This is a genomic window from Haloarcula halobia (assembly GCF_029338255.1).
Lineage (GTDB): Archaea > Halobacteriota > Halobacteria > Halobacteriales > Haloarculaceae > Haloarcula > Haloarcula halobia.
This window is the reverse complement of the sequence record NZ_CP119787.1, coordinates 82178-107663: the sequence shown is the minus strand read 5'-3', so window position 1 is coordinate 107663 and position 25486 is coordinate 82178. Positions and strand designations below refer to the sequence as shown.

Genomic DNA, 25486 nt, shown 5'->3' with positions numbered 1-25486 from the left:
AGTTTAATGATTTCGAATAAACGTGCGACCATCGAAAATCCTTAGTGTCCCGGTTCGTATTCTGTCGACAGGGACAGCCAATGACAGACCAGCACACCTCGACGAACACACTCCAGGGGGGTCCAAAAGGCGTTCACCGTGGTCACCGCGTTGCAGGAACTCGACGGCGCGGGCGTGAGCGCCCTCGCCGACCACCTCGAGATACCGCCGAGCACCGCACAGGTCCACCTGAACACGCTCCATCAGGCCGGCTACGTGCTCAAGGACGACGGCACCTACCGGTTGAGCCTGAAGTTCCTGAAACACGGGAGTTACGCGCGCCGACAGCTGGGGACTCTACCGCGCGGCCAAGCGCCACATCGACGAACTGGCTGAGGAGACCGGCGAAGCCGCCAACCTCGGCGTCGAGCAGCGCGGCAAGCGCGTCCTCGTCTACAAGTCCGAGTCGCCGGCCAGGGCGGTCTACGACAACGCGCCGACGGGCGAGCAGACCCACCTGCACTGGACGGCACTGGGGAAGGCGCTCCTGTCGGCCATGTCCGACGATCGGGTCGACGCCATCGTCGACGAACACGGTCTCCCGCGAGCGAACCAACACACCATCACCGACCGCGAGGCGCTCCACGAGGAGCTCCACCGGACGCGCGAGCGCGGCTACTCTGTCGAGGACCAGGACCGACGCAAGGGCATCCTCGCCCTCGGCGTCCCCATCGTCGACGATGCGACAGGTAGTGTCGTCGGAGCCGTCTGCGTCTCCGGGCCGCGGACCCGGCTCTGGGACGACGGCGTGGCCGACGACGTCGTCGAGGCCGTCCAGAACGCCGCCAACGTCATCGAACTCCGGTACAACCACTACATCTCCGGTGGCCAGTGACGGGGCTATCAATTTACTCATCTTGAATCGCTTTCTACACTGATTCAAGCCTCCAGAGCGACACGGCGGGCTCGCACACGGCGTCTGCCGAGCGGGGGCCGCCGAGTTCCGCCGTCGTCGAGCTGTTATCCGGTGGTTCCGGCAGCCATCGGGTCATGGCCCGACACAGTGGTCCCGTCGTGAGGGGCCAGACGACGCCGACCTCCCCGAACTCGGTTCCGGTTTTTCAACACTGTTGGACGAACTGGGGCGATCAATCCGGGTGCACGCGCTGTTGAACCGTCGCTTGCCACATAGTGGCCCGTCGGCTCGACAGGTTGCTCGGGTGCGAGGCTCGCTCCGCTGGGGACGCTGTCCCGGTTCGCCCAGACATTCCTCCCCCGTGTCGTCCGCCGGCACGCCGCGGAGACGTGCGTGGTAGTCGGTACCAAGAACGCGTTCAACATCATCGGATCGGCGCTCACCCGGACCCGCGACCGGTCCGGACGGCGCCGGAACCGGGCCCGCGTGCCCCCACGTCCGTCACTCGACGACGAGGTTGTCCGGACGCTCGCCCCGGAGACACGCCGCAACGCCACGTCCCGCACGTCGCCGCAGCGTCTCCATCGACGACTCCGAGTACCACGCGACGTGGGGCGTAAGCACCACCTCGTCGATGTCGAACAGCGGCGAGGACTCCGGTGGCTCCTCCGGGAGCACGTCGAGCCCCGCGCCGGCCAGCTCGCCGGCGCGGAGCGCATCGGCGAGCACCTCGTCGTCGACGACCGGCCCACGGGCGACGTTGACCAGGACGGCGTCGTCGTTCATCCGCTCGAAGGCCGCGGCGTCGAACAGGCCGCGCGTCTCCTCGGTCAGGGGAGCGTGGACCGAGACGCAGTCGGCCCGCTCGAGCAACGCCTCGAAGGAGACGGGCTCGACGTCGTGGGCCCTGAACACCTCCTCTGACTGGTAGGGGTCGTACGCGACCGTCTCGACGGGCATCCCGTCGAGCATCGCGTCGAACTTCTGTGCGATATTGCCGAACGCGACGAACCCGACGGTGCTCCCTTCGAGTGCCGATATCGGGCGGCCGTCCTTCCAGTCCCACTGGCCGCCTTTGACCCGATCGTCGTACAGTGGCACCCGACGCCGGCAGGCGAGAAGCAGCGTGAGCGCGTGCGTCGCGACCTCGCTCTCACAGTAGGACGGCACGTTCAGCACGGAGACGTCGTGTGCCGCCGCCGCGTCCAGGTCGATGTTGTCGACCCCGACGCCGTACCGGGCGACGACTTCCAGTTCATCGAGGGACTCGAAGACCGCCGCCGGGAGCTCCGTCTCCTGGTTCAACAGCGCGTCGGCGTCGGTCGCGAACTCGATCACCGCCGCCGGCGTCCGCGCGTTCGCCAGTTCGACGGTCGCCCCGACGTCGGCGAGTTCTTCTCGCTCGATGGATGCGTCCGGATAGGTAGAGTCAGTGATGACGACCTTGGGTGGCATCTGTCCCGAAAGGTGCTGTCCGGGGTATTTAAACGTACCTGCTGTGCACCCCACTCCCGCGTCGCTCGCCCACCGGCGACCGGTCTGTGTGGGAAAATTATTTATACCCCTCCGTGCACGATTTCAATGGATATGCCAGATCGACAGAGTCTCGACATCAGCAGACGCCGTATTCTGAAAGCAACGGGAGCCGCGGGCCTCGCCGGACTCGCCGGCTGCTCGTCGAACGGCGACGGCAGCGACGGTGGCTCGGGCGGCGGTGGCGACGGCAGTAGCGACGGCGGCGGTGGCGACGGCAGTAGCGACGGTGACGGTGGCGACGGCGAGAGCGGGGGCAGCAGCACGACCGAGCAGTCCCAGCTCTCGATGGGCTTCTCGACGTACTTCCGGGGTGGAGCGTGGATCACGGCCTTCCTCGACGCGACGGAGTTCTACGCGAAAGACCAGAACTTCGACTACAACGAGTTCGGGAACCAGGAGAGCGGCCAGAAGCAGGTCAGCGACATCCGGCAGATGGCCAACCAGGGCTACGACGGCATCCTGGTCAACACCTGGGACTCCGAGGCCGTCAACCCCGCCATCGACGAGGCCACCGACCAGGGCGTGCCGGTCTTCACCGCCAACGTCGACGCGACGACGGAGAACGTGACGATGTACGTCGCGTTCAGCAACCGCGCCGCCGCGGAGACGGCCGCCGAGCAGACCATCGCCGAACTTGAGGAGGAGAAACCCGACCAGGACAGCTACCAGATCCTGGACGTCATGGGCGCGCCCGCCCAGCAGATCACCCAGCAGCGCGACGAGCCGTTCGTCGAGAAAATCTCGAACACCGATGGCTTCGAGATCGCGGACAAGGTGCCCGGCGAGTTCACCCGCGACGCTGCCCAGCAGGCCACCTCCGAGTGGATCAACGCCAACGGCGCGCCCGACGCCATCTACTCGGCCAACCTCTCGATGGGGCTGGGCGTGCTGACGGCACTGAAGAACGCCGGCCTGGCGTCGAAGCGCGGCGAGGACGACCACGTCGTGCTGGTCCAGCTGGACGCCGGTCCGCAGGTCATCCAGGGCATCAACGACGGGTACATCGACGCGGCCATCGACCAGCCCAACTACTTCTACGGCCCCATCGCGCTCGAGTACATGCGCAAGTACGTCGAGGGCGACGGGGAAGACGAGATTCCCGAAGTGGGCACGACCATCACGGCCGACGACCTCACCATCGAGTCCGCCCAGCACAAGGGCGTCGAGCTGTGGTCCGAACCGGTGTGGGCACCCGCCGAGATCGTCGAGAAGGACGGGCACGTCCAGTTCCAGACGAACTCCGTGACCGTCACCGAGGAGAACGCCGACGAACCCTACCTCTGGGGTAACATCTGGGGATAACGTCCCCGAACGTTTATCAATGTGCGTTAAAAGAGAGATATCATGAGCGTCGAAAACCTGCTTCGTCCGGACATGGGGAGTGACGACGTCGTGCTCACTCTCCTGGACAACATGATCTGGCCGATCCTGGCGCTGACCCTCGTCGGCGTTATGGTCCTCGTGCCACAGACGTTCCGCAACCTGCGGTCCGTCGAACTCCTCCTGCACGGGTCCGTCGGGCTCGGATTCCTGGTGCTGGCGGAGTCGATCTGTCTCATCTCGGGGCATTTCGACCTCTCGATCGGGTCGATAGCGGGCTTCTCGGCGATGCTGACGGCGCTGATGCTCTCGCCGAGCAAGTGGGCGGTGTTCTCGGACCCGATTCTGGGATTCGTCGTCATCCTGGCGGTCGGGACGGTAATCGGGTCGACGAACGGCATCATGATCAGCAAGTTCGGTATCAACCCGTTCCTGCAGACGCTGGCGTTCCTCATCATCTTCGAGGGGCTGAAGATATCGCTGAGTAGCCTCCCGGTCTCGGACCTTCCGGAGGGGTACACCATGGTGGGGAGCACGCCCGAGTACGCCATCGGCCTGCTGCTGGTCACCTTCGCCGTCGCGGCGGTGCTGATGAGCCAGACGAACATCGGGCAGTCGATATACGCGCTGGGCTCGGAGAAGGAGTCCGCGCGCGCGGTCGGTATCAACACCGACCGGATGATAATCGCCGTCTACGGGTTGAGCGGCCTGCTGTCGGCGATGGGCGGGCTGATGCTGACCGGCTTCACGACGACGGTCTCGCCGGAGACGGCAAGCGGGATGGTGTTCCCGGCGTTCGCCGCGGCGGTCATCGGCGGCATCAGCCTCTTTGGCGGCCGCGGGAAGGTCTCGGGCGCGCTCGGCGGGGTCCTCCTGCTGAGCGTCATCCAGTCGGCGCTGAACCTCAGTGGCGTCGGCATCGCCCAGATCCAGGCGGTCAACGGGGCCGTCCTCCTGGTCGCCATCCTGCTGTACAACACGCGCTCGAACATCCGTCAGCGCGTCCTCGCCGCGGAGGTGTCACAATGAGCCACGCCGAAGACGCCTCCGAGAGCTCGTCGCCGGCCCAGGCGGCCGACGTGAAGGTCCGCTTCGAGAACATCATGAAGCAGTTTGGCCGCCTCGTGGCGCTGGAGTCCATCGACCTCACGGTCAGGGACGGGGAGATACTCGCGCTGGTCGGGGACAACGGCGCGGGGAAGTCGACGCTGATGAACATCCTCTGTGGCGTCCACGAACAGACCTCGGGCACGGTGTACTACGACGGCGAGCCGGTGACGTTCTCGAACCCCAGCGAGGCTCGGGAGATGGGCATCGAGACGGTCTACCAGGACCTCGCGCTGATGAACGAGCTGGACATCGCGACCAACGTCTACATGGACCAGTTCCCGTCGCGCCTGAGCGTGGGGCCCGTCGAACTGATCGACTGGAACGAGACCTACCGCGAGACCGCGGAGATCCTGGACTACCTGAACCTGGACCTGGACCCGCACTCGGAGGTTTCGTTCCTCTCGGGCGGGGAGCGCCAGCTCGTCGCCATCGCCCGGGCGATCTCGTTCGACCCGGACGTGCTCATCCTGGACGAACCGACGTCGGCGCTCTCCGTGGCCGGGACGGAACTCGTCCACGAGACGATGCACACGCTGCGCGACGAGGGCCACACGCAGGTCGTCGTCAGCCACAGCTTCGAGTCGGTGCTGGATCTGGCCGACCGAATCGCCGTCCTCTACCAGGGCGAGATCGCAGAGGTCGTAGAGCCCGAAGACGTCGACAAGGCGACGCTGACGAACCTCATCACCACCGGACACCGGTAGGGTCCGGATTCCCGTTCTCGCTGGCTGTCCGCGAGTTCGACCGCAGGGACAGTGCCCTCACCAGGGCGCGTACTCGGGGTCGATGGTCCGCTGTTCGCTGTCGAGGGCAGCGATGGCCTCGTGGTCGGCCTCGTCGAGTTCCAGGTCGAGCGACTCGTAGTTCTCGCGGATGTGTGGCCCCGTCCGGGCCATCGGAATCGGCGTCGCGCCCTGTTCGCGGACCCACGCGAGACTCACCTGCGGGACCGTCGCGTCGTGTTTTGCGGCGATGCGCTGCAGTTCCTCGTTGCCGATCACGCGGGCGCGGGCGAGCGGCGAGTACGCGACGACCTCGATGTCCTCGGCCTCGCAGTACGCCCGGAGGTCGGGCTGCTGACAGAGCGGGTGGACCTCGATCTGGTTCGCAAAGACCGGCGCGTCGAGGACCGCCTGGGCCCGTTCCAGCTGTGGGCGGGTGAAGTTACTGACGCCGACGTGGCGTATCTTCCCCGCGTCGTAGAGCTCGTCGAAGGCCGCGAGCGTCGAGTCGGGGTCGTAGGCCCCGGCCGGCCAGTGGACGTACAGGAGGTCGACGACGTCAACTCCCAGCCGGTCGCGGCTCGCCTCGAAGGACTCGAGGATGTCGTCGTAGGCGAGGTTGTCGTTCCAGATCTTCGTCGCGACGAAGACGTCCTCGCGGTCGACCGCGCTCGTCTCGAGTGCGTCGCCGACGAACGCCTCGGTGTCGTAGACCTGGGCCGTGTCGACGAACCGGTAGCCGACGTCGAGCGCGGTGGTGACGCTGTCGATACATTCGTCTCGATAGGTGTTCTGGAAGGTACCCAGCCCTATCGGCGGCATCGAGCGCATACGTTCGGTGTCTCGGCAGAGTGGGACTTAGATGTTACCCTCGGTCGAAATCGGCTCGCTTGAGCGTGTCTCTCCCCCGTGCTGAGTGGGTAGCATGAACGGGTACGGGATGACCCCTCTAATTCGCCAGAGCATCTCCATAAAATACATATATAATTCTAAAATTTATAATATGCAAAATTCTTTGGGAAATACGAGCGTATATGAGCATTTGACGACCTGTATATCGGGATATAAATATATAGTACCGGATTTCCGAGATCGTATCCGAAAATCTGTTCCGAGATGTGTCGCATGCGCCTGTTCTCGATCGCTGGTGCTCTCGGACGCCCTCGCTGTCGATTCCCACGGGGCCAAAGTGCGGTGGGCCCGGCGAACCACGTCGCCACGGACGAAAGGATGTTTTAGTCTCGCTCCCGATTGGTTCCACGATGAGCGAATCGGACGGGCCCATGCAGGTAGACGACCCGAACTACCACAGCGAGAACCACACGGCCGCCCAGTCGTGTGGCTGGACGAAAAACGCCCTGCGCGGGGAGGGCAAATGTTACAAGTACGCCTTCTACGGCATCGAGTCACACCGCTGCATCCAGATGACGCCGGTCGTCAAGTGCAACGAGCGGTGTGTCTTTTGCTGGCGAGACCACGCGGGCCACGCCTACGAGCTGGGCGACGTCGAGTGGGACGACCCGGCCGCTGTCGCGGACGCCTCGGTCGCCCTCCAGAAGAAACTGCTCTCGGGGTTCGGCGGTCACGAGGAGGTGCCCCGCGAGCGCTTCGAGCAGGCGATGGAGCCACGGCACGTCGCCATCTCGCTGGACGGCGAACCCACCCTGTATCCATACCTGCCGGAACTCATCGAGGAGTTCCACGCCCGCGACATCACCACCTTCCTCGTCTCGAACGGGACCGACCCCGAGATGCTCGACCGCTGTGACCCCACGCAGCTGTACGTCTCGGTCGACGCCCCGGACCGGAAGACCTTCGACGCGACGGTCAAGGCCGTCGAGGACGACGCCTGGGACAACCTCGTCGAGACGCTCGACGTGCTGGCGGCGAAAGACGAGACGCGCACGGTCATCCGCACCACGCTCGTGAAGGGCCACAACATGCACCACCCGGCCTGGTACGCGGCGATGTGCGACCGGGCGGGCGCCGACTTCGTCGAGCTGAAGGCGTACATGCACGTCGGCCACTCGCGGGGCCGCCTGGACCGCGACTCGATGCCCGAACACGACGAGGTCCGCGCGTTCACCGAGCAGGTGGGGGCGTTCCTGTCCGACCACGACACGCTCAAGGAGGTCGAACCCTCCCGCGTCGCGATGCTGGCCCGCGAGGCGGACACCTGGGTCCCGAAACTCGACAAGGGAAGCGAGTTCTGGGCGCGGGACCCCGTCGTCGAGGACTGAGCGGCGGCCGCCGACGGGACTGTCAACCCGACGCGAGTTCATCACTGTTCCACATCTGGAACGCATTCCATATTCGGTATCCTTTTCCCGAGACGGTGCCAACGTCGGGACATGGCCGAATCTACGGGGCACGCGGTGGGGCGCGACGAGCTCGCGACGCTGAAGCTGCTCGCGCTCGACGGCGCGCTCGACGAACGGACCAAGGTCTCCTGTGCGGACCTGGCAGGCCGGCTGGACGCGTCGAACCAGACGGCCTCCCGGCGCCTCCAGCGACTCGAGGACGCCGGCCTGCTCGAGCGAGACATCGTCAGCGACGGGCAGAACGTCCGCATCACGGCGGCCGGCGAGGGGCGCCTCCAGTCCGAGTACGCCGACTACCGGCGCATCTTCGAGGCCGACGCGAGCGTCGACCTGACCGGCATCGTCACCTCGGGGATGGGCGAGGGTCGCCACTACATCACGCTGCCGGGCTACATGGAGCAGTTCATCGAGAAACTGGGCTACGAGCCCTTCGCCGGGACGCTCAACGTCGAACTGGCCGACGAGAGCGTCCGCAAGCGCGCGCGACTGGGCGCGCTCGAACCGGTCACCATCGAAGGGTGGGAAGACGACGAGCGCACCTACGGCCCGGCGTACTGCTACGTCGCCTCCGTCGAGAGCGGTGACGGCGAGTACGAACCGGCCCACGTCATCGCGCCAGAGCGGACCCACCACGGCGAGGAGCAACTGGAGCTCATCGCCCCCGAGAAACTCCGCGACGTGCTGGAACTGGCCGACGGCGACGAGGTGATCGTCCATGTCGCGGAGTGAGGACGCCCGCGTCGACGCCGACGCCGCGGCGGACGCCGTCGCCGCCTTCGCCCGGGGCGACCCGGTGTTGATCCACGACGCTGCCGACCGCGAGGGGGAGACGGACATCGTCTACCCGGCCGGTGCCGTCACGCACGCGGACGTGGCGCGGATGCGCAACGACGCCGGGGGACTGGTCTGTGTCGCGCTCTCGGACGCCGTCGGCGACGCACTCGACCTCCCCTTCATGCAGTCGGTGCTCGAGCACCCCACGTCGGCCGACCACGACCTGGGCTACGACGAGCGGTCGTCGTTCTCCATCACGGTCAACCACCGCGACACCTACACCGGCATCACCGACGCGGACCGCGCGCTGACCATCCGGGAACTCGCCGCCGCGGCGACGGACCCGGACCCGGCGGCCTTCGCGGAGACGTTCCGCTCGCCCGGGCACGTCCACCTGCTCCGGGCGGCCCCGGGCCTGCTGGCCGACCGGAAGGGTCACACCGAACTCGGCGTCGCGCTCGCCGGCGCGGCCGACCAGCCGCCCGCGGCCGTGGTCTGTGAGATGCTCGACGACGAGTCCGGCGCGGCGCTCGCCCCGACCGAGGCCCGGGCCTACGCCGAGCGCGAGGGACTGGTCTACGTCGAGGGCGCGACGCTCGACGAGCGCCTCGGCTGACCGTCACCGTCGGCGCCTGGGAAGCGTATCGCCGCTCGATTTTGCGTAGAAACAGCCGGAAAGCCCCAGCTGGCTGACCACCGAACTACGGGCGGGGCTGAGAGCGCGGGGGCTTTCTGGCTGTTCATCGCTGGTCTTTCTTCATCCGCAATGGCCACCGTTCCCCAGCGGTGGCGAGCAATAATATGTGTGGGACCCGTACACACGGATGATGGCAGCGACCTGTCCGACGTGTGGACTCCCGGAAGAGCTCTGCATCTGCGAGGACGTCGCGCGGGAAGCCCAGGAGCTGTCGGTCCGTATCGACGAGCGCCGCTACGGCAAGGAGATGACCGTAATCGAGGGGTTCGACGCCGGTGACGTGGACCTCGCGGAACTGGCGTCGACGCTGAAGTCACGGCTCGCGTGTGGGGGGACGGTGCGGGACGACCACATCGAACTGCAGGGGAACCACGAGGAGCGAGTCGTTTCCCTCCTGCGCGACGAGGGGTTCACCGTCACGTGACGGCTTGCTGTCCCACGCCCTGACCGGCCGGCGGATCGACGACCCGCACGTGGACCGTCAACACTCTTAACCGAGGGATTCGATGGGGTAGCTATGACACACGACGAGCCATCGGCCGGTATCGCAGACAGGTATCACGCCGCCCGGGGGTGGTCGCAGTGAGCGACCGGCCGGAGATGTTCGAGGGGGCGGATAGAATCTGGATGGACGGCGAGTTCGTCGACTTCGAGGACGCACAGATTCACGTCCTCACGCACGCCCTGCACTACGGCACCGGTGTCTTCGAGGGCGTGCGCTGTTACGACACCGAGCAGGGCCCCGCCATCTTCCGCTGGGAGGAACACCTCGACCGCCTCTACGAGTCGGCCAAACCCTACGACCTCGACATCGACTTCTCGAAGGCGGAACTGACCGACGCCACCGTCGAACTCATCCGCAGCGAGGGCTTCGAGTCCTGTTACATCCGCCCCATCGTCTACTACGGGTTCGACTCGCTGGGGGTGAGCCCGCGCAGCTGCCCGACCGAGACGGTCATCGCGGCGTGGCCGTGGGGGGCGTATCTCGGCGAAGAGGCCCTAGAGGAGGGTGTGGACGTCATGGTCTCCTCGTGGCGGAAACACGCCTCCAGCCAGATTCCGACCAACATCAAGACGACCGGGCTGTACGTCAACAGCATGCTCGCCGGCGAGGAGGCCCGCCGCAACGGCTACACGGAGGCCATCGTCCTCAACAAGGAGGGCAACGTCGCCGAGGGCCCCGGCGAGAACATCTTCCTCGTCCAGGACGGCGAGATATACACGCCCGGGATGGCCGAGTCCATCCTCGGTGGCATCACCCGCCAGACCGCCATCACGCTGGCCGAGGAACTGGGCTATACCGTCCACGACGAGGCGACCATCTCCCGGGGCGAACTCTACACGGCCGACGAGCTCTTCTTTACCGGCACCGCCGCCGAGGTCACGCCCATCCGGAGCGTCGACGACAACGAGATCGGCGCGGGGACGAAGGGCCCGGTCACCGACGACATCCAGAGTGCCTTCTTCGACGTCATCGACGCGGGCGAGCGCGAGGAGTGGTTCACGTACGTCTAGACGGGGCTAATCGTCGTCGTCGACCACCGGAATCGGTCGGTTCCGCTCGGCCGTGTCGCCGAACCCGGCGCTGAGGATGCGCGTCAGCGCGTCCTCGACCCGTTCGTCGGTCTCCTCGTACTCGTGTGACTCGACCTCGATGACGAAGCCCGTCGTGATGTTCGGGGCCGTCGGCAGGAAGATGACGTCGCGGCCGTCCTCGGTCGTCTTGCCGGTCTTGAAGGCCGTCATCCGCATCCCGTCCCACACCTCTATCTTCACCGGGCTCTGGAGCTCATCGGTGCCGCCGACGGCCGTCTCGATGGCCATCTTCGACGCGTTGTAGACCACCCGCAGCCCCGGGATGTGGTTCATCGAGTCGTCCAGCAGGCCCTCGACGATGTCGCCGAAGGCCGTCCGCATCAGATAGCCCGTCGAGAAGACGATGAGGACGAAGATGATCAGCGACGTGATCACACGGGCAAGTTCCACGGCCGTCGCGGAGGCCGGCAGGCCGAGCGCGAGCAGCAGTTCGGAGTCGATGGCGGGGATGACGGCGGCGGAGGCGAGGATGCTATAGAGGTAGACGATGACGTACGTCGTGACGAGAAAGGGAAGCAGGACGATGAGCCCACTCGCGAAGTCACGCTTCCACGACGTGGAAGAGTCCATACCGGTACGTGTCGGTGACGCAATATCAGCCCTTCCCTTCCCGACAGCGGGGCAGAGCCGTCCGACGGCGCTCGCCCGCAGTCACACGGATTAATACACTCGGGCCGCGACGCCGGGAACATGGACACACTCGGGGTCGTCGCGACGGCGCTGTGGGCGATGTTGCCCGCGTACGTGCCCAACAACGCCGCCGTGCTGGCCGGTGGGGGCAGACCGATAGACGGCGGGCGGACGATGGGCGACAGCCGGCTGCTCGGCGACGGGAAGACCTGGCGGGGGACCGCCACCGGGGCGCTCGCCGGGACGCTGGTCGCACTGGCGCTCGACGCGCTTGTGCCGGCCGCGAGCGCGCTCGTGGGACACCCGCTCCCGGACTTTCCGCTCGCCGCCGGGTTCGGCCTCGCCCTGGGGGCGATGCTCGGCGACATCGGGGCCTCGTTCGTCAAGCGTCGGAGCGGCCGCGAGCGGGGTGCGGCGTTCCCTGGCCTCGACCAGCTCGACTTCGTCGTCGGCGCGCTGGTCTGTGCGTTCCTCGTCGCCCCCGCCTGGTTCGGCGCGACGTTCACCCTGCCGGTCCTGGTCGTCGTCGTCGTCGTGACGCCGGTACTGCACGTCGTGACGAACGGTATCGCCTACCTGCTGGGTCTGAAGAACGAGCCCTGGTGACCCGGGGCCGGCCGCGGGGCCGAAGTGGATGTGCTTTTACGCGCCGGCGAACGACCATCGGGTATGACTACACGTGGGGAGACACTACGGCTGGCGACGCGGGGGTCCGACCTCGCGTTGCGACAGGCCGCGACGGTCCAGGAGGCGCTGGGCGGTCGCCGCCTCTTGGTCGAACTCGTGGAGGTCGAGACCACGGGCGACCAGATTCGCGACGAGCTCATCCACCGGCTCGGCAAGACCGGCGCGTTCGTCCGCAGCCTCGACGAACGGGTCCTCTCGGGCGACGTCGACGCCGCGGTCCACTCGATGAAGGACATGCCCACCGAGGGGACCGACGACCTCGTGGTGGCCGGCGTCCCGGAGCGGGCAGCTGCTGGCGACGTACTCGTCACGCCCGAGGGCCGCTCGGTCGAGGAGTTACCGGAGAATGCCGTCGTGGGCACGTCGAGTCTGCGGCGGCGGGCACAGCTGCTCGCCGAGCGACCGGACCTGCAGGTCGAACCGCTGCGCGGGAACGTCGACACACGCCTCGAGAAGCTGCTCGCGCCGTCGCTCCAGGCCGAACACCAGGACCGCCACGAGGCCGAACAGGAGCGAAAGGGTAACGCCGACGACGAGGACTACGAGCACCCCTACGACCGGACAATCGAGGAGTGGTTCGACGACCTCCCGGAACTGCACCGGCGGGCCATGGAACGGGACGTCGAGACGCCCTACGACGCCATCGTGCTGGCGCGGGCGGGCATCGAGCGGGCCGGCCTCAGCCACCACGTCGAACTGACCGACCTCGACCGGGACCAGTTCGTCCCCGCGCCCGGCCAGGGCGCCCTCGCGGTGACGGCGCTGGACGGCGACCTGGCCGAGACGATCAAGGACCGACTCGACCACCCGCGGACCCGCGTCGAGACCACCGTCGAGCGGACCATCCTCGCGGAACTGGGCGGTGGCTGTGTGGCCCCGCTCGGGGTCTACGCCACGCTCCAGGGTGGCGTCGTCCACACGAACGTCCGGGTGCTCGCGCGCGACGGCGACGAGGAGATCCGCTCGAGTCGTGACCTGCCCGTCGAGCGCCACGTCGACGCCGCCCGGGACTACGCGGCCGAACTCGCAGACCAGGGGGCGGCCGACCTCATCGCGGCGGCGAAGCGCGACGCGGGCGGTGCAGACGACGACGCCGCCACCGCCACCGAGGAGGACGGCGACGCATGACCGGGGACGGCGGCAAGGTGTACCTCGTCGGCTCGGGCCCCGGCGACCCCGCCCTGCTGACGGTGAAAGCCAGAGACCTCCTGGAGACGGCCGACGTGGTCCTGCACGACAAGCTCCCTGGCCCGGAGATCTTGGAGCTGATTCCCGACGACAGACGCGAGGACGTGGGCAAGCGCGCCGGCGGCGAGTGGACGCCCCAGGAATACACCAACGCCCGGCTGGTCGAACTTGCCCAGGATGGCAAGACTGTGGTCCGGCTGAAGGGCGGCGACCCCACGGTCTTCGGGCGCGGCGGCGAGGAGATGGCCCACCTCGCCGACCACGGGATCCCGTTCGAGATCGTGCCGGGCATCACCAGCGCCATCGCCGGCCCGGAGGCCGCGGGCATCCCGGTGACCCACCGCGACCACACCTCCTCGGTGTCGTTCGTCACCGGCCACGAGGACCCCACGAAGGACGAGTCGATGGTCGACTGGGCGGCCCTGGCCGCGACGGGGGGCACCATCGTCGTCCTCATGGGCGTCGGGAAGCTGCCCGACTACACCGCCGCCCTGCTCGAGGCCGGTATGGAACCGGAAACGCCGGTCGCACTGGTCGAGCGGGCGACCCGGCCCGACCAGCGCGTCGCCACCGGCACACTCGAGACTATCGTCGAGGTGCGTGACGCCGAGGGCATCGAACCGCCGGCCATCACGGTCATCGGCGACGTGGCCGGCCAGCGCGAACAGGTCGTCGAGTTCCTGGAGGGGTACTGATGCGGGAGTCGCCCCGCCTGCGCGTCGCCGTCTTCCGGCCCGACGACGAGCGTCTCGCCGACGCCGTCGAACTGCTGGAGTCGCTGGGTGCCGACCCCGTCCCCGACCCGATGCTGGCCGTCGAACCGACGGGCGACGCGCCCCGCCCGGACGCCGACTACGTCGTCCTGACGAGCAAGACCGGCGTCGAACTCGCCGCGGAGGTGGGGTGGGACCCCGGCGACGCGACCGTCTGTGCCATCGGGTCGGCCACCGCCGACGCCCTGCGGGCGGCCGGCTACGAGGTGGACGTGGTGCCCGACGAGTACTCCTCGGTCGGTCTGGTCGAGCGACTCGCCGACGAGGTGGCCGGCGCCCGCGTCGAAGTCGCCCGCTCGGACCACGGCTCGGCGGTCCTGACTGACGGCCTCGAGGCGGCCGGCGCCTACGTCCACGAGACGATACTCTACCGGCTGGTCCGACCCGACGGCGCCGGCGAGTCGACCGAACTGGCCGCCAACGGCGCCCTCGATGCGGTCCTCTTTACCTCCTCGCTCACCGTCCGGAACTTCCTGGCGGCGGCCGAGGACCGCGGACTCCGGGCGACCGTCCTCGACGGACTGGACGAGGCGACGGTCGGTGCCATCGGAACGCCCACGAAGGAAACAGCCGAGGCGGCCGGCATCTCGGTCGACGTCGTCCCGGAGACGGCCGACTTCGAGACGCTGGCCTGTGCCGTCGTCGAGGACGCGGCCCCGACCCACCACGAGTGAGCGTGTCCGACGAGCGGGCCTCTCTCCGGGCGTCGCTCCGGCCGCTGTCGCTCGTGACCGGTTGGCAGGTCGTCGCGAGCACCTGTTTCTACGCCCTGTTCGCCGGGACGGCGCTGTTACACCAGTCGCTCGGCGTCTCGCGCTTTCGCCTCGGCCTGGTGGTGACCGCGGCCACGCTGGGCTACACCGTCGCCCTCTTTCCGGTGGGCGCCGCCGTCGACGGCGCGGGGGAACGGCCGGTGATGGTGACCGGCCTGCTGGCGCTGGCGGGCAGCGTCGTCGCCGTGGGCCTCGCCGACGGTGTCGGGCTTTTGGCGCTCGGGGCTGTGGCCCTCGGTGGGGCCTACGCGACGGCGATGCCGGCGACGAACCGCGCCATCGTCACCGGCGTCCCGGCGGCGCTGCGCGGGCGCGCCATGGGCATCAAGCAGGTCGGCGTCACCGCCGGCAGCGGCCTCGCGGCGCTGCTCGTGGTGAGTCTCGCACCGAATGTCGGCGCCTGGAACCTCGGCTTCCTGCTCACCGGCGGCCTGGCCGCCGTCGTCGCCGTCGTCTTCGCGCTCCTCTACCGGGGGTCGCCTGCCGGGGCCTGGCGGTTCCCGGACCTCCGCGCGCTCCGGCGGAACCGGACCTACGTCGCCCTCGCCGCCGGCGGCTTCTTCCTCGGCGCGGCGCTGTTCACGACCGTGGCCTACACGACGCTGTTCCTGACCGAGGCCGTGGAGGTCTCGGTCGCCGCTGCGGGCCTGGGCTTTGCCGCGATGCAGGCGACGGGCAGCGCCGGCCGGGTCGTGGCGGGCTGGCTCGCCGACCGCCGGGACGCGCCGGAGGCCCGGGCGACGGCGACGGTGCTCACCTGGCAGGCCGCGCTGGGCGTGGCGTTGCTCGCCGCGCTCGCTGTGCCCTGGCTCCCCCGACTCGCCGTCCTCGTCGTCGTCGGCGGCATCGGCGCGACGGTTCTGGGCTTCACCGGCCTCTACTACGCCTGTATGACGGCGCTGGTCCCCGCAGAGGAAGTGGGGGCGGCGACGGCCGGTGGCCAGACGTCGCTCAACGCGGGGGCCCTGCTGGCGCCGCCGGCGTTCGGCTGGCTGGCCGACACCGCGTCCTACCGGACCGGGTGGCTGTTGCTCGCCGTGGTGGCTCTGGCCGGCACCGCGTCGCTGGCACTGGTCGTCCGGCGGACGTAGGTCAGTCGGCCGGTTCCGCGGTGCGTTCCTCGTCGCCCGCCAGTTCCGCACGGAGCGTCTCGAGCTCGTACTCGACGGCCCGCTCGTTCGAGAGCCGGTCGAGCTCGGCGTCGATGGAGTCGCCCTCGTCGAGGACCGACTCCAGCGCGCCGGTCTCTTCGAGTTCCTCGAGCGCGGCGGCGCGGGCCTCCATCTGTTCGGTCCGTTCGGTCGCGCGTTCGAGCGACCGCGAGACGTCCTCCATCGTGTCGCCGACGCCCGTGAAGGCCTCTGCGACCCGCGCCGACGCCTCGGCGGCCTCGTAGCGTGCCTTCATGCTCTCTTTTTTCGTGCGGAACTGCTCTATCTGGCTGCTGAGCTCGGCGCGTTTGCCGACCAGGCTGTCCTGGGTCGCCTGCAGCGAGTCGATCTGCCCGCTCAACTCCGTGATCTGGGTGACGTTGGCCTGCTTCTTTTCCAGCGCCCGCTTCGCCAGGTCCTCGCGACCCTCCCGGAGCGCCGAACGAGCCTGCCCGTCGTGTTTCTCGACGTTCTCGCGCAGCCGCCGGCGGTGAATCTCGAGCCGTTTCTTCTGGGTGGTGACGTCGGCGATGCCCCTGGTCACCTTCTGGAGCTCGTCGCGCAGCTGCTCGTAGGAGTAGTCCAGTTCGGCGCCCGGGTCTGACGCGCGGTTCAGCAGCGCGTTGAGCTTCGACCGGACGACAAAGGAGATGCGACCGAGGAGCCCCATCAGCGTGCCTCCGCCCGCTGGGTCGTCTGTACGGCGGTCCCCTGACCTGACTGAGAGAACATGCTCCCGTGTACGCGTGACAACGGAATAACACCATCGGCGTGCGGCGGGCGGCTACTCGCTCCCCGTTGCGGCCGGCAAGCGTTTGATCCGGGTTAATCCGGCCGAAACCGGCTGAACGGGCGACGACTCGGGTTTACCGGCTGGGCCCTTCATGTGACTGGCGACAGAACCGTCAGGTAGCGATGACCGGACGACGACTCCGAACGACCGGCGTGTTCGTGGCGGAGCCCGTGCTACTGTCGGGGACCGCTGGACCCGCGCCCGCAGCGTCGCTGTCAGGCGCCGAACCCGCGGCCACCGGACCGTCCGGCGGTTCGCCCGATCCGGTGCCCGACTTCGTCGCGACCGTCCCCGACCGCCTCGCCGAGTTCGTCGACAGCATCGCGGACGGGAACCCCGGGACCCGGGTCAGCGAACCCGTGGGCGGGTGGTGGTGACCCGTGGACGGGAAACTGCTCGCGTTCGTCGGCGTCCTGCTGGTGGTGCTGGCCGGCGTCGTCGGCGCCCTCGTGACCGGGTTCGGGCCCTTGCCAGGTGGTGCGGACGAGGCCAACGCCGAGTCGTTCCCGACGGCGACGCCCGAGAGCGGTTCGACCGGCGACGGCGGGGGCGGCGACGCGACGACCGTCACGGCGACGCCGACGCCGCCGTTCGCCCTCGCCATCGACTCCATCGAGGACTGTGGGCGGACCTGCCGGGCGGTCACCTCCACGCTGACCAACCAGCAGGACACGACCGCGCGGAACGTCACGGTCCACACGCGTATCTTCGTCGGGAACGGCACCGGCGGCGACGTGGCCTGGCAGGGGCGCGAGCGGGTCGGCACCCTCGCGGCCGACGGGACGGCCACCGCGACCAGGCGCGTCGAGCTCTCCTACGGCGAGGCGCTGGCGGTCCAGCGCAACGGCGGCTGGATTACCGTCCAGACGACCGTGGAGACGGCCGACCGGACCGTCACCTTCAGCGACCGGCGACAGGTCGCCTGACCGCGAGTGAAGGTTTTTATCCCCGGACGGTCCTACCCCGGGCTATGAGCGGCCCCGTCCCCGACCTCGCCGACCGCGCCGACGCCTGCACACAGCGCCTGCGGTCGGCCGAGCGCGTCCTGCTGGCCTCCCACATCGACGCCGACGGGCTGACCAGCGCGGCCGTCGCGACGGCGGCACTCGAGCGGGCCGGGATTCCGGTCGAGACGGTGTTCAAGAAGCAACTCGACGCGACCGAGATCGCGAGCATCGCCGCCCGCGAGCACGACACCGTCCTCTTCACCGACTTCGGGTCGGGACAACTCGACGTCATCTCAGAACACGTCGCGGCGGGCGACTTCGAGGCGCTCGTGGCCGACCACCACCAGCCTGCGGCCCCCGACGAGTGTCACCCCGACGTGGTGACCGAGACCGACGGGTACGCCGACTTCGCGTGGCACCTCAACCCCCTGCTCGAGGGCATCAACGGCGCGTCGGAGCTCTCCGGGGCGGGCGCGGCGTACGTCCTCGCGCGTGCGCTCGAACCCGAGGGGGGCGACAACCGCGACCTCGCGGCCCTGGCCGTCGTGGGTGCCGTCGGCGACATGCAGGCCGTGGGCGGCGAACTCGTCGGCGCGAACGCCGGCATCGTCGCGGAGGGCGTCGAAGCCGGCGTCCTCGAGGAGGGGACCGACCTCTCGCTGTACGGCAAGCAGACCCGCCCGCTCCCGAAACTGCTCGAGTACGCCACCGAGGTCCCTATCCCCGGCATCTCCGGGGACCAGGCCGGTGCGACGCGGTTCCTGAACGACCTGGGTCTGGACCTGAAACGCGACGGCGAGTGGCGCACCTGGGCCGACCTCACGGACGAGGAGCGCCAGACGATCGCCAGCGCGCTGGTCAAGCGGGCCGTCCAGCGCGGCGTCCCCGCCGACAAGATCGACACGCTCGTCGGGACCACCTACACGCTGACGGCCGAACCCACCGGCACGGAACTGCGTGACGCAAGCGAGTTCTCGACGCTGCTGAACGCCACCGCCCGCTACGAGCGGGCCGACGTCGGCCTGGCGGTCTGTCTCGGCGAGCGCGACGGGCCCCTCGAACGCGCTCGCACCCTGCTCGCGAACCACCGCCGGAACCTCTCGGAGGGACTCGACCTCGTGAAACGACAGGGCGTCACCCAGGCCGGGGCCGTCCAGTGGTTCGACGCCGGCGACGAGATCCGCGAGACGATCGTCGGCATCGTCGCGGGGATGGCACTCGGAACGGACGGCGTCGACGCCGACAGGCCGATCCTCGCCTTCGCCAGCACCGGCGAGGGCGAGACGAAGGTCTCCTCGCGGGCGACCGGCCCGCTGGTGGGCCGGGGCGTCGACCTCTCGGTCGTGATGCGCGAGGCGTCCCAGTCGGTCGGCGGCGACGGCGGCGGGCACGACATCGCCGCCGGGGCGACCATCCCCGAGGGCGAGGAAGACGCCTTCGTCGAGGCCGCCGACGATATCGTCGCTGACCAACTGGACGGCTGAGTCCCGCCGAACGCGGGCCGGCGTGTCCGTAGCGTGGCAACAAGAGTTATCACGTCCGATACCGGACCTTCCGGCAATGGACTCTCGGAACACGTTCGACCTGCTGCTGGTCGTCGTCGCCGGCCTCCTGGCGTACACGGAGACCTTCGGCTTCGTCGACCCACGGGCGACCATCTGGGAGCTCGTCGCTATCCTGCTTTCCCTCGACGTTCGGGTCTACCTGCTCGTCGGCGGCATCTTCGGGGCCGCCTTCGTCACGTATCTCGTCGTCTACCTCCCGCAGAAGGACGCCCGGGCGGTCAAACCGTAGTCGGGAGTCGCACCTTCTTTATCCTCGGCCCCCGTTCCCCCGGCCAATGACCGACTTCGATCCCGAGCAGTTCGAGGACAAGTACGCGAACTACTTCCCGGAACTGCAGAAGGCCTACAAGCAGGCCTTCGAGACGATGAACGACGCCTACGACTCCGAACTGGTCCACGCCATCGACCAGCAGATACTCAACGAGTCCGAACCGCTCTACGAGGACGGCGAGTTCCGCCTCGCGCTCCCCGAGGACCCGCTGGACCGGCTGACGGCGGTCATCGTCGACGACGAGAAAGCCGAGGCCGTCCTCGAGCGGTACGCCGAGGAGATCGAAGGGGAGAGCTCCGGTCCGTCTTCGGCCTCGAGGAGGCGTAGGCCGGTTCCCGTCGAACGAGAATATGGGAAGGTTCCTTACCGTCCAACCGTAACCCCGGGACATGGAGCAACGCAAGCCCCCGGCCACCGAGGAGGGGTGGTACGTGCTGCACGACTGCCGGAGTATCGACTGGGACGCCTGGCGGGAGGCCCCCTCGCGGGTCCGGGACCGCGCGCTCTCGGAGGGTATCGACTTCCTCTCGGCCTACGAGGCCGTCGAGGACGCCACGGAGGGCCAGACGGCCGTCTACACGGTGCTTGGCCACAAGGCCGACATCATGATCGTCCACCTGCGACCGACGATGGCCGACCTGGACGCCGCCGAGCGTCACTTCGAGCAGACGGAGTTCGCCGGCTTCACCGACCGGGCGTTCTCCTACGTCTCGGTCACCGAGGCCTCTGGCTACACGGAGAAGTCCCGCGAGTACTTCGAGGGCGAGGCCGACGACGACTCCGGGCTGGCCCAGTACATCCAGGCTCGTCTGCACCCCGACGTCCCCGACGAGGAGTTCGTCTGTTTCTACCCGATGAGCAAGCGCCGCCAGCCCGACCAGAACTGGTACGACACCAGCTTCGAGGAGCGGGCGGCCCACATCAAGCGCCACGGCGACATCGGCCGCGGCTACGGCAGCGACGTGAACCAGATGATCTGTGGCTCCATCGGCTTCGACGACTGGGAGTGGGGCATCACGCTGTGGAGCGACGAGATGGCCTCGATCAAGGAACTGCTGACCGAGATGCGTTTCGACCCCTCGACCTCCCAGTTCGCCGAGTTCGGTCCGTTCTACGTCGGCCGGCGCTTCGAACCGGGGGACCTGCCGGCAATTCTGGCCGGCCAGCGGACCCCGACGGACGAGGGGCAGGACCGTCCCGAGGCGGTCAGCGAACGGAGCCGGGAGGGGGCGAGCGGCCACCCCGAGCACGTCGGCGCCGACGCCCAGGCCGGTGGTGACACGGATACCCACGGCGGCGCCCACCCCGGGAGCGCGAGCGAGGGCGACCACCCGCACGGCGAGGACCACGACGCCGACGACGCCGACCACGGCGGCGGCCGTCCGGACGTCTCGGGCGACTTCGAGCGCGTCGACGACGCCGTCCAGCGCGTGGACCGACTCGGACTCGAGGCGGGCGCGGACTACGACGCGGGCGACTTCGCGCTGGTGTATCACTCCGAGACGGACGCCGAGGACCTCGTCGACGACGTCGACGAGCTCGCCGGCAGCTTCGACCACTACGACCGCCACGTCGAGACCACCGTCCGCGCCCAGAGCGGCCAGACCTACGTCGTCAGCATCTGGACGGCCGAGGAGGCCGCCGAGACGGCGGCCGGGTTCCTCGGCGACCTCGACGGCATCACCGGCCAGTTCGGCGGGCCGCTGGGCGAGGCAAGCGAGGACGGTGCGGACCAGGAGCAGGCGGCCGCCGCCTCCTCGGCGTCGATCCGCGAGCAGCTCGAGGCCGAGGGCGTCTATGCCGGCCAGCCCCACGGCGAGGACGTCTACGCGCTCGTCGTCTACTCGTCGGCCGACCCCGAGACGCTGGATAGCGAGGTGGCCGACCTCCGGGCGGCCTTCGACCGCTACGACACGCACGTCCGGACGACCGTCTACGAGGACCCGGACGCCGACACCGTCGCCGTCGCCTCGCTGTGGGACACCGAGGACGCCGCCGAGACGGCCAGTGGCTACCTGACCGACCTCCCCGAGGTCGAGGGCCGCCACGGCGAGGGCGACGGCTTCGGCACGATGGGGATGTTCTACACCGTCAAGCCGGAGTACCGCGAGGACTTCGTCGAGAAGTTCGACACCGTCGGCGACCTGCTCGCGGACATGGAGGGCCACCGCGAGACCGCACTGCTCGCCAACCGGGCCGACGAGAACGACATGTTCATCGCCAGCCAGTGGGACTCGAAGGAGGACGCGATGGCCTTCTTCCGTTCGGACGCGTTCTCGGATACCGTCTCGTGGGGACGAGACGTGCTGGCCGACCGACCCCGGCACGTGTTCCTGGCCTGAGCGGGCCGCGGTCGCGTCTGTCACTGATCGCTGTGACCGTGTCCCGGTACGACCGCACGCCGTCGGCCGGTCGATGTCGAACTGACTCACAGCGGTCACTACGAGTGACCGGTACGTCCCCGCTGTTGGTCGGGCCCAGTGTCGAGGGCGGCCGTCCCCTTCGCGAGGAATGCCCCACCCCCAGCCAAACAGGTGTCGGGGGACCAGACAGCTGCGCATGCCAGCCGGGGGTCCGCCGGCTGCGCTCCCGCCGTAATCTATCGCTATCGACGTACCACGCGGTTCTTCCCCTGAGCCACAGGAAATCGACTGTTCCATCGAGGTGAACGTTCCAGAGTATCGAATTCGAACTGAGCGAAATCTCGCATTATTTGTCCACCCACAACCGGTGGGAAAACACGACTCCAGGCAGCAATCGATAACACGATATTATCTCACAATTGATGGCTGTTAACTATATCTTCGTAACCGAACGTCCCTTCAATGCGAACGGTTGGCGCACTGGGCTTCCTGTGTCTCGCCTTCGTCGTGGTGACGGCCACGTACGGGGTATCTGGAACCACTGTCCCGGAGCGAGGCGTCGTGGACGACGGGCAACTCGGTGCTGCGTGGAGCTCCCCAGGCGCGTCTCACTACGACTCTCGGTGGCACTCGTCCCAGCAATACGGATTCCAATACGATGCGGACGAGGAGGAAGAGGAGGATGAGGAGGACGATGTGGAAGAGGCGGACGAGAGCGACAGCGATGGTGAGGATGATGAGGAAGAGACGGACGGGGAGGACGATGTGGACGATGCGGACGAGGAGGACGAGACGGATGAGGAGGATGATGAGGAAGAGACGGACGAGAGCGACAGCGATGGTGAGGATGAAGCGGACGATGTGGAAGAGACGGACGAGGAGGACGAGAGCGACAGCGATAGTGAGGATGAGGAGGACGATGCGGACGAGGAGGACGATGAGGAAGAGACGGACGAGGAAGACGAGAGCGACAGCGATAGTGAGGATGAGGAGGACGATGCGGACGAGGAGGACGATGAGGAAGAGACGGACGAGGAAGACGATGAGGAAGAGACGGACGAGGAAGACGATGAGGAAGAGACGGACGAGGAAGACGATGAGGAAGAGACGGACGAGGAAGACGATGAGGAAGAGACGGACGAGGAAGACGATGAGGAAGAGACGGACGAGGAAGACGGTATGGACGATGCGGACGAGAGCGACAGCGATGGTGAAGATGAGGCGGACGATGAGGAAGAGACGGACGAGGAGGACGAGAGTGAGGAAAAAAACGAGACAGACGAGAACAGAGACGTAGACGACGAGGACTCGGACGATCACGAAGGCGCAGATGACGACAAGAACGATGCGGGCGATGGTGAGGACCGGAAGGACGAGCGTGAGAGGGAGGGTGAGGACGAGAAGAACGAGAACGGGAGTGAGATGGGGAAACACGACGACGAGGCAGGAAACGACGACGAGGCAGGAAACGACGACGAGGCAGGGGACGAGCAGGGGGAGGACGGGAACGGAGCAGAGGACGACGAAGACGCGGACGACCACAAAAACCCAGGGAACGAGAAGGACGACACAGCAGACGGGGAGACTGAAGACGATGCAACCGGCGACGACACAGCAGACGAGGAGGTGACCGAGCGTCAAGACCAGCAGAGCGACGACGAAGACGCCGACGATGCCGCAGACGACGGAACGAATGAGGCGGACGGCGGGGAGGACGAGCAGAACACCGAATCTGAGAGCGAAGGGGACGCCGACGACGACGCGGACGACCACGAAGACGAGGTTGCAGACACGAACGACGACACAGACGGTGCCGGGGAGCACGCACCCACGGCATCGACACCGACGTCGACTGCCACCGCAACTCCGACGCCCCTGCCGGAAGCGAGATTCGACGTCTTGGCGACGACACTCGACAACACGGTGATTACCGCGGGAGAGAGCGCACAGATCGCACTGCAGGTCGAGAACGCCGGTGGGCAGGACGGCACGTTCCGAACGGAGCTGATCGCAAACTCCGAGACGGTCGACTCGAAGTCAGTCACCGTCGAGGCGGGCGAAACCGGGACGATCGTCTTCCAACATCGGTTCGACGAACCGACTGCGTACGAGCTCGCCGTCGCGAATCGGTCACTGGGCACGCTGACCGTGACCGCCGCGAGCGACGACCCGACAGCGACACCCCGAGCAGCCGACGATGCCGACGAAACCACCGGATGGATCGAGGTCGTCGATGCCACGACACCGGCCGACTGGGTCAAGAGCGGCTACGAGACCACCGTGAGAGCGACGGTCCTGAACACGGCGTATCGGACGGCAAACCGGACGCTCACAGTGACAGTCGACGACCGGCCGGTCGCAAACGAGACGGTGAGGCTCCAACCCAGCGAGCGCAAGATGGTGACTATCGAATTCGAAGCCGCAAGGGGGACAGTCGCAGTCGATGGCGTCGACGCAGGCAGGATCAGCATCAGTGAACGGTACGGGGCGGCCGAAACAGAAACCGACGAGGACGAAGACGACGCGGGGGGTGGCGGGATGGAGTTCGCACTCGGCATCGGTGCACTCACCATGCTCGCCCTGCTCATCACCGGTATCTCTGTTTCGTCGAGGCGGAGCTGAACCCCCGTTCGGTGACGCCGTCGAGCGCTGGTCGTCGCCTCGGCCCTGCGTTCGTCTCTGGCCGTTGTCTCGATCGTGCTCAGGGCGGTCGATAGCACTGCACTACGTTCGAGATGGCGGATAGGAGGCCCACGCGTCTCGAACGCTCGAGATCAGTCCGGCGCTCGCACCGTCTCGCCGAGCGGGCGCTCGGTCGTCGCTGTTGTACGCAAAATAGTGGCGCCTGCCCGGGGTGGGGGTCCGGTCACTCGTCGGCTTCGGTGCTCGACCTGTCGAGGTCCTTCTCGCCGAAGTAGATGTCCGCCCCGTCCTGTGCGACCTTCTCGGCCAGGACGGCGCACTTGATCCGCATCGGCGAGATGTCGACGCCAAGCATGTCCACGACGTCGTCGCGGTCCAGTTCCGAAAGCGCCTCGACGGACATCCCCTGGAGTTTCTGGGTGAGCATCGACGCCGACGCCTGGGAGATGGCACAGCCGTCCCCGCGGAAGGCCACCCGCTCGATGGTCTCCTCGTCGTCGCCTAAGACGACGTCCATGGTGATCTCGTCGCCACACATCGGGTTCTCGCCCACGTGGGTAAAGGTCGCCTCCTCCAGTTCCCCGTAGTTGCGCGGGTTCTTGTAGTGGTCGAGAATCTGCTGTCTGTACATGTCTGAGCCGCCGATACCCATAATTGAACTAGGGTACGGTCGTCGCTCGGAAAAGCGTTCCGAGGGAGCGCTTCGCACGCGCCCGTCGCCGGTGACAGCC

At 67.6% G+C, this 25486-nt stretch carries 26 protein-coding genes and 1 pseudogene; 22 read left to right on the top strand and 5 right to left on the bottom strand.

All coding sequences use genetic code 11. The features are described 5' to 3' along the window. Positions 1–138 precede the first annotated feature (138 nt). A complete protein-coding gene (locus tag P1K88_RS00605; protein WP_276411733.1) occupies positions 139–375 on the top strand; it encodes a helix-turn-helix domain-containing protein in 237 nt (78 codons plus the stop codon). Then, on the top strand, positions 359–874 hold the full coding sequence (locus P1K88_RS00600) for an IclR family transcriptional regulator (RefSeq protein ID WP_419181083.1): 516 nt from the start codon (positions 359–361) through the stop codon (positions 872–874). The genes P1K88_RS00605 and P1K88_RS00600 overlap by 17 nt, the downstream gene beginning before the upstream one ends. A 522-nt stretch (positions 875–1396) precedes the next feature. Here P1K88_RS00600 and P1K88_RS00595 read toward each other — a convergent pair. Beyond that, positions 1397–2350: a C-terminal binding protein gene (locus tag P1K88_RS00595; RefSeq protein ID WP_276411729.1), complete on the bottom strand. Its 954-nt coding sequence runs from the start codon at positions 2348–2350 to the stop codon at positions 1397–1399. A 132-nt stretch (positions 2351–2482) separates the two neighbouring features. Between P1K88_RS00595 and P1K88_RS00590 the strand changes: the two genes are divergently transcribed. Genes P1K88_RS00590 through P1K88_RS00580 form a run of 3 tightly spaced genes read left to right on the top strand, consistent with a single transcriptional unit; the run spans position 2483 to position 5565 of the window. Next, entirely contained in the window at positions 2483–3733 is a 1251-nt protein-coding gene (locus P1K88_RS00590) for a sugar ABC transporter substrate-binding protein (RefSeq protein ID WP_276411727.1), read from the top strand. A 42-nt stretch (positions 3734–3775) separates the two neighbouring features. After that, complete coding sequence (locus P1K88_RS00585) at positions 3776–4780, top strand: ABC transporter permease (RefSeq protein ID WP_276411726.1); 1005 nt, start codon at positions 3776–3778, stop codon at positions 4778–4780. Then, the gene (locus P1K88_RS00580) at positions 4777–5565 is read left to right on the top strand and encodes an ATP-binding cassette domain-containing protein (RefSeq protein WP_276411725.1); all 789 of its coding nucleotides are present in this window, start codon (positions 4777–4779) and stop codon (positions 5563–5565) included. The genes P1K88_RS00585 and P1K88_RS00580 overlap by 4 nt, the downstream gene beginning before the upstream one ends. 57 nt (positions 5566–5622) lie before the next feature. Here P1K88_RS00580 and P1K88_RS00575 read toward each other — a convergent pair whose 3' ends face one another. After that, on the bottom strand, positions 5623–6414 hold the full coding sequence (locus P1K88_RS00575; protein ID WP_379786639.1) for an aldo/keto reductase: 792 nt from the start codon (positions 6412–6414) through the stop codon (positions 5623–5625). A gap of 431 nt (positions 6415–6845) precedes the next feature. Between P1K88_RS00575 and twy1 the strand changes: the two genes are divergently transcribed. From twy1 to P1K88_RS00550, 5 genes are all read left to right on the top strand, one after another. Further along, the gene (gene twy1 / locus P1K88_RS00570) at positions 6846–7823 is read left to right on the top strand and encodes a 4-demethylwyosine synthase TYW1 (RefSeq protein ID WP_276411723.1); all 978 of its coding nucleotides are present in this window, start codon (positions 6846–6848) and stop codon (positions 7821–7823) included. A gap of 111 nt (positions 7824–7934) precedes the next feature. Next, positions 7935–8633, top strand: a complete 699-nt coding sequence (locus P1K88_RS00565; protein ID WP_276411719.1) for a DUF120 domain-containing protein — start codon at positions 7935–7937, stop codon at positions 8631–8633. Further along, complete coding sequence (ribB, locus tag P1K88_RS00560; protein WP_276411717.1) at positions 8620–9294, top strand: 3,4-dihydroxy-2-butanone-4-phosphate synthase; 675 nt, start codon at positions 8620–8622, stop codon at positions 9292–9294. The genes P1K88_RS00565 and ribB overlap by 14 nt, the downstream gene beginning before the upstream one ends. 211 nt (positions 9295–9505) lie before the next feature. Next, on the top strand, positions 9506–9799 hold the full coding sequence (yciH, locus tag P1K88_RS00555; protein ID WP_276411715.1) for a translation initiation factor: 294 nt from the start codon (positions 9506–9508) through the stop codon (positions 9797–9799). A gap of 158 nt (positions 9800–9957) precedes the next feature. Then, positions 9958–10890: a branched-chain amino acid transaminase gene (locus tag P1K88_RS00550; RefSeq protein ID WP_276411714.1), complete on the top strand. Its 933-nt coding sequence runs from the start codon at positions 9958–9960 to the stop codon at positions 10888–10890. A gap of 6 nt (positions 10891–10896) precedes the next feature. Here P1K88_RS00550 and P1K88_RS00545 read toward each other — a convergent pair whose 3' ends face one another. Further along, complete coding sequence (locus P1K88_RS00545; protein WP_276411712.1) at positions 10897–11541, bottom strand: DUF502 domain-containing protein; 645 nt, start codon at positions 11539–11541, stop codon at positions 10897–10899. 120 nt (positions 11542–11661) lie between these two features. Here P1K88_RS00545 and P1K88_RS00540 point away from each other — a divergent pair, with 120 nt between their 5' ends. From P1K88_RS00540 to P1K88_RS00520, 5 genes are all read left to right on the top strand, one after another. Then, positions 11662–12207 carry a CDP-2,3-bis-(O-geranylgeranyl)-sn-glycerol synthase gene (locus tag P1K88_RS00540; protein WP_276411710.1) on the top strand — a complete coding sequence of 182 codons (546 nt, stop codon included), beginning with the start codon at positions 11662–11664 and terminating at the stop codon, positions 12205–12207. A gap of 63 nt (positions 12208–12270) precedes the next feature. After that, positions 12271–13416 carry a hydroxymethylbilane synthase gene (gene hemC, locus P1K88_RS00535; protein WP_276411709.1) on the top strand — a complete coding sequence of 382 codons (1146 nt, stop codon included), beginning with the start codon at positions 12271–12273 and terminating at the stop codon, positions 13414–13416. Next, positions 13413–14171, top strand: coding sequence for a uroporphyrinogen-III C-methyltransferase (gene cobA, locus P1K88_RS00530; protein ID WP_276411707.1), 759 nt, complete (start codon positions 13413–13415; stop codon positions 14169–14171). Before hemC ends, cobA begins: the two co-directional genes overlap by 4 nt. Further along, positions 14171–14923 carry a uroporphyrinogen-III synthase gene (locus tag P1K88_RS00525; RefSeq protein WP_276411705.1) on the top strand — a complete coding sequence of 251 codons (753 nt, stop codon included), beginning with the start codon at positions 14171–14173 and terminating at the stop codon, positions 14921–14923. The genes cobA and P1K88_RS00525 overlap by 1 nt, the downstream gene beginning before the upstream one ends. A 2-nt stretch (positions 14924–14925) precedes the next feature. Further along, on the top strand, positions 14926–16113 hold the full coding sequence (locus P1K88_RS00520; RefSeq protein WP_276411703.1) for an MFS transporter: 1188 nt from the start codon (positions 14926–14928) through the stop codon (positions 16111–16113). A 1-nt stretch (position 16114) separates the two neighbouring features. Here P1K88_RS00520 and P1K88_RS00515 read toward each other — a convergent pair whose 3' ends face one another. Next, positions 16115–16843, bottom strand: a complete 729-nt coding sequence (locus tag P1K88_RS00515; RefSeq protein WP_276411701.1) for a PspA/IM30 family protein — start codon at positions 16841–16843, stop codon at positions 16115–16117. A gap of 245 nt (positions 16844–17088) precedes the next feature. Between P1K88_RS00515 and P1K88_RS00510 the strand changes: the two genes are divergently transcribed. The 7 genes and pseudogenes from P1K88_RS00510 to P1K88_RS00480 all read left to right on the top strand — a co-directional run bounded on the left by P1K88_RS00510 (position 17089) and on the right by P1K88_RS00480 (position 24734). Then, the gene (locus P1K88_RS00510) at positions 17089–17343 is read left to right on the top strand and encodes a hypothetical protein (RefSeq protein ID WP_276411699.1); all 255 of its coding nucleotides are present in this window, start codon (positions 17089–17091) and stop codon (positions 17341–17343) included. 3 nt (positions 17344–17346) lie between these two features. Continuing rightward, positions 17347–17892, top strand: a complete 546-nt coding sequence (locus P1K88_RS00505; protein ID WP_276411698.1) for a hypothetical protein — start codon at positions 17347–17349, stop codon at positions 17890–17892. Positions 17893–17936: 44 nt separating this feature from the next. After that, entirely contained in the window at positions 17937–19397 is a 1461-nt protein-coding gene (locus P1K88_RS00500) for a RecJ family nuclease (RefSeq protein ID WP_276411695.1), read from the top strand. 76 nt (positions 19398–19473) lie between these two features. Then, on the top strand, positions 19474–19707 hold the full coding sequence (locus tag P1K88_RS00495) for a hypothetical protein (protein ID WP_276411693.1): 234 nt from the start codon (positions 19474–19476) through the stop codon (positions 19705–19707). A gap of 46 nt (positions 19708–19753) precedes the next feature. Continuing rightward, positions 19754–20076 (top strand): annotated as a pseudogene (locus P1K88_RS00490) (DUF5783 family protein). A 62-nt stretch (positions 20077–20138) separates the two neighbouring features. After that, entirely contained in the window at positions 20139–22091 is a 1953-nt protein-coding gene (locus tag P1K88_RS00485) for a heme-binding protein (protein WP_276411692.1), read from the top strand. 483 nt (positions 22092–22574) lie between these two features. After that, a complete protein-coding gene (locus P1K88_RS00480) occupies positions 22575–24734 on the top strand; it encodes a hypothetical protein (RefSeq protein ID WP_276411690.1) in 2160 nt (719 codons plus the stop codon). Between the two features lie 244 nt (positions 24735–24978). Here P1K88_RS00480 and sufU read toward each other — a convergent pair whose 3' ends face one another. Continuing rightward, positions 24979–25407 (bottom strand): Fe-S cluster assembly sulfur transfer protein SufU, encoded by a 429-nt coding sequence (gene sufU, locus P1K88_RS00475; RefSeq protein ID WP_276411689.1) that lies wholly within the window; start codon positions 25405–25407, stop codon positions 24979–24981. Positions 25408–25486: the final 79 nt, after the last annotated feature.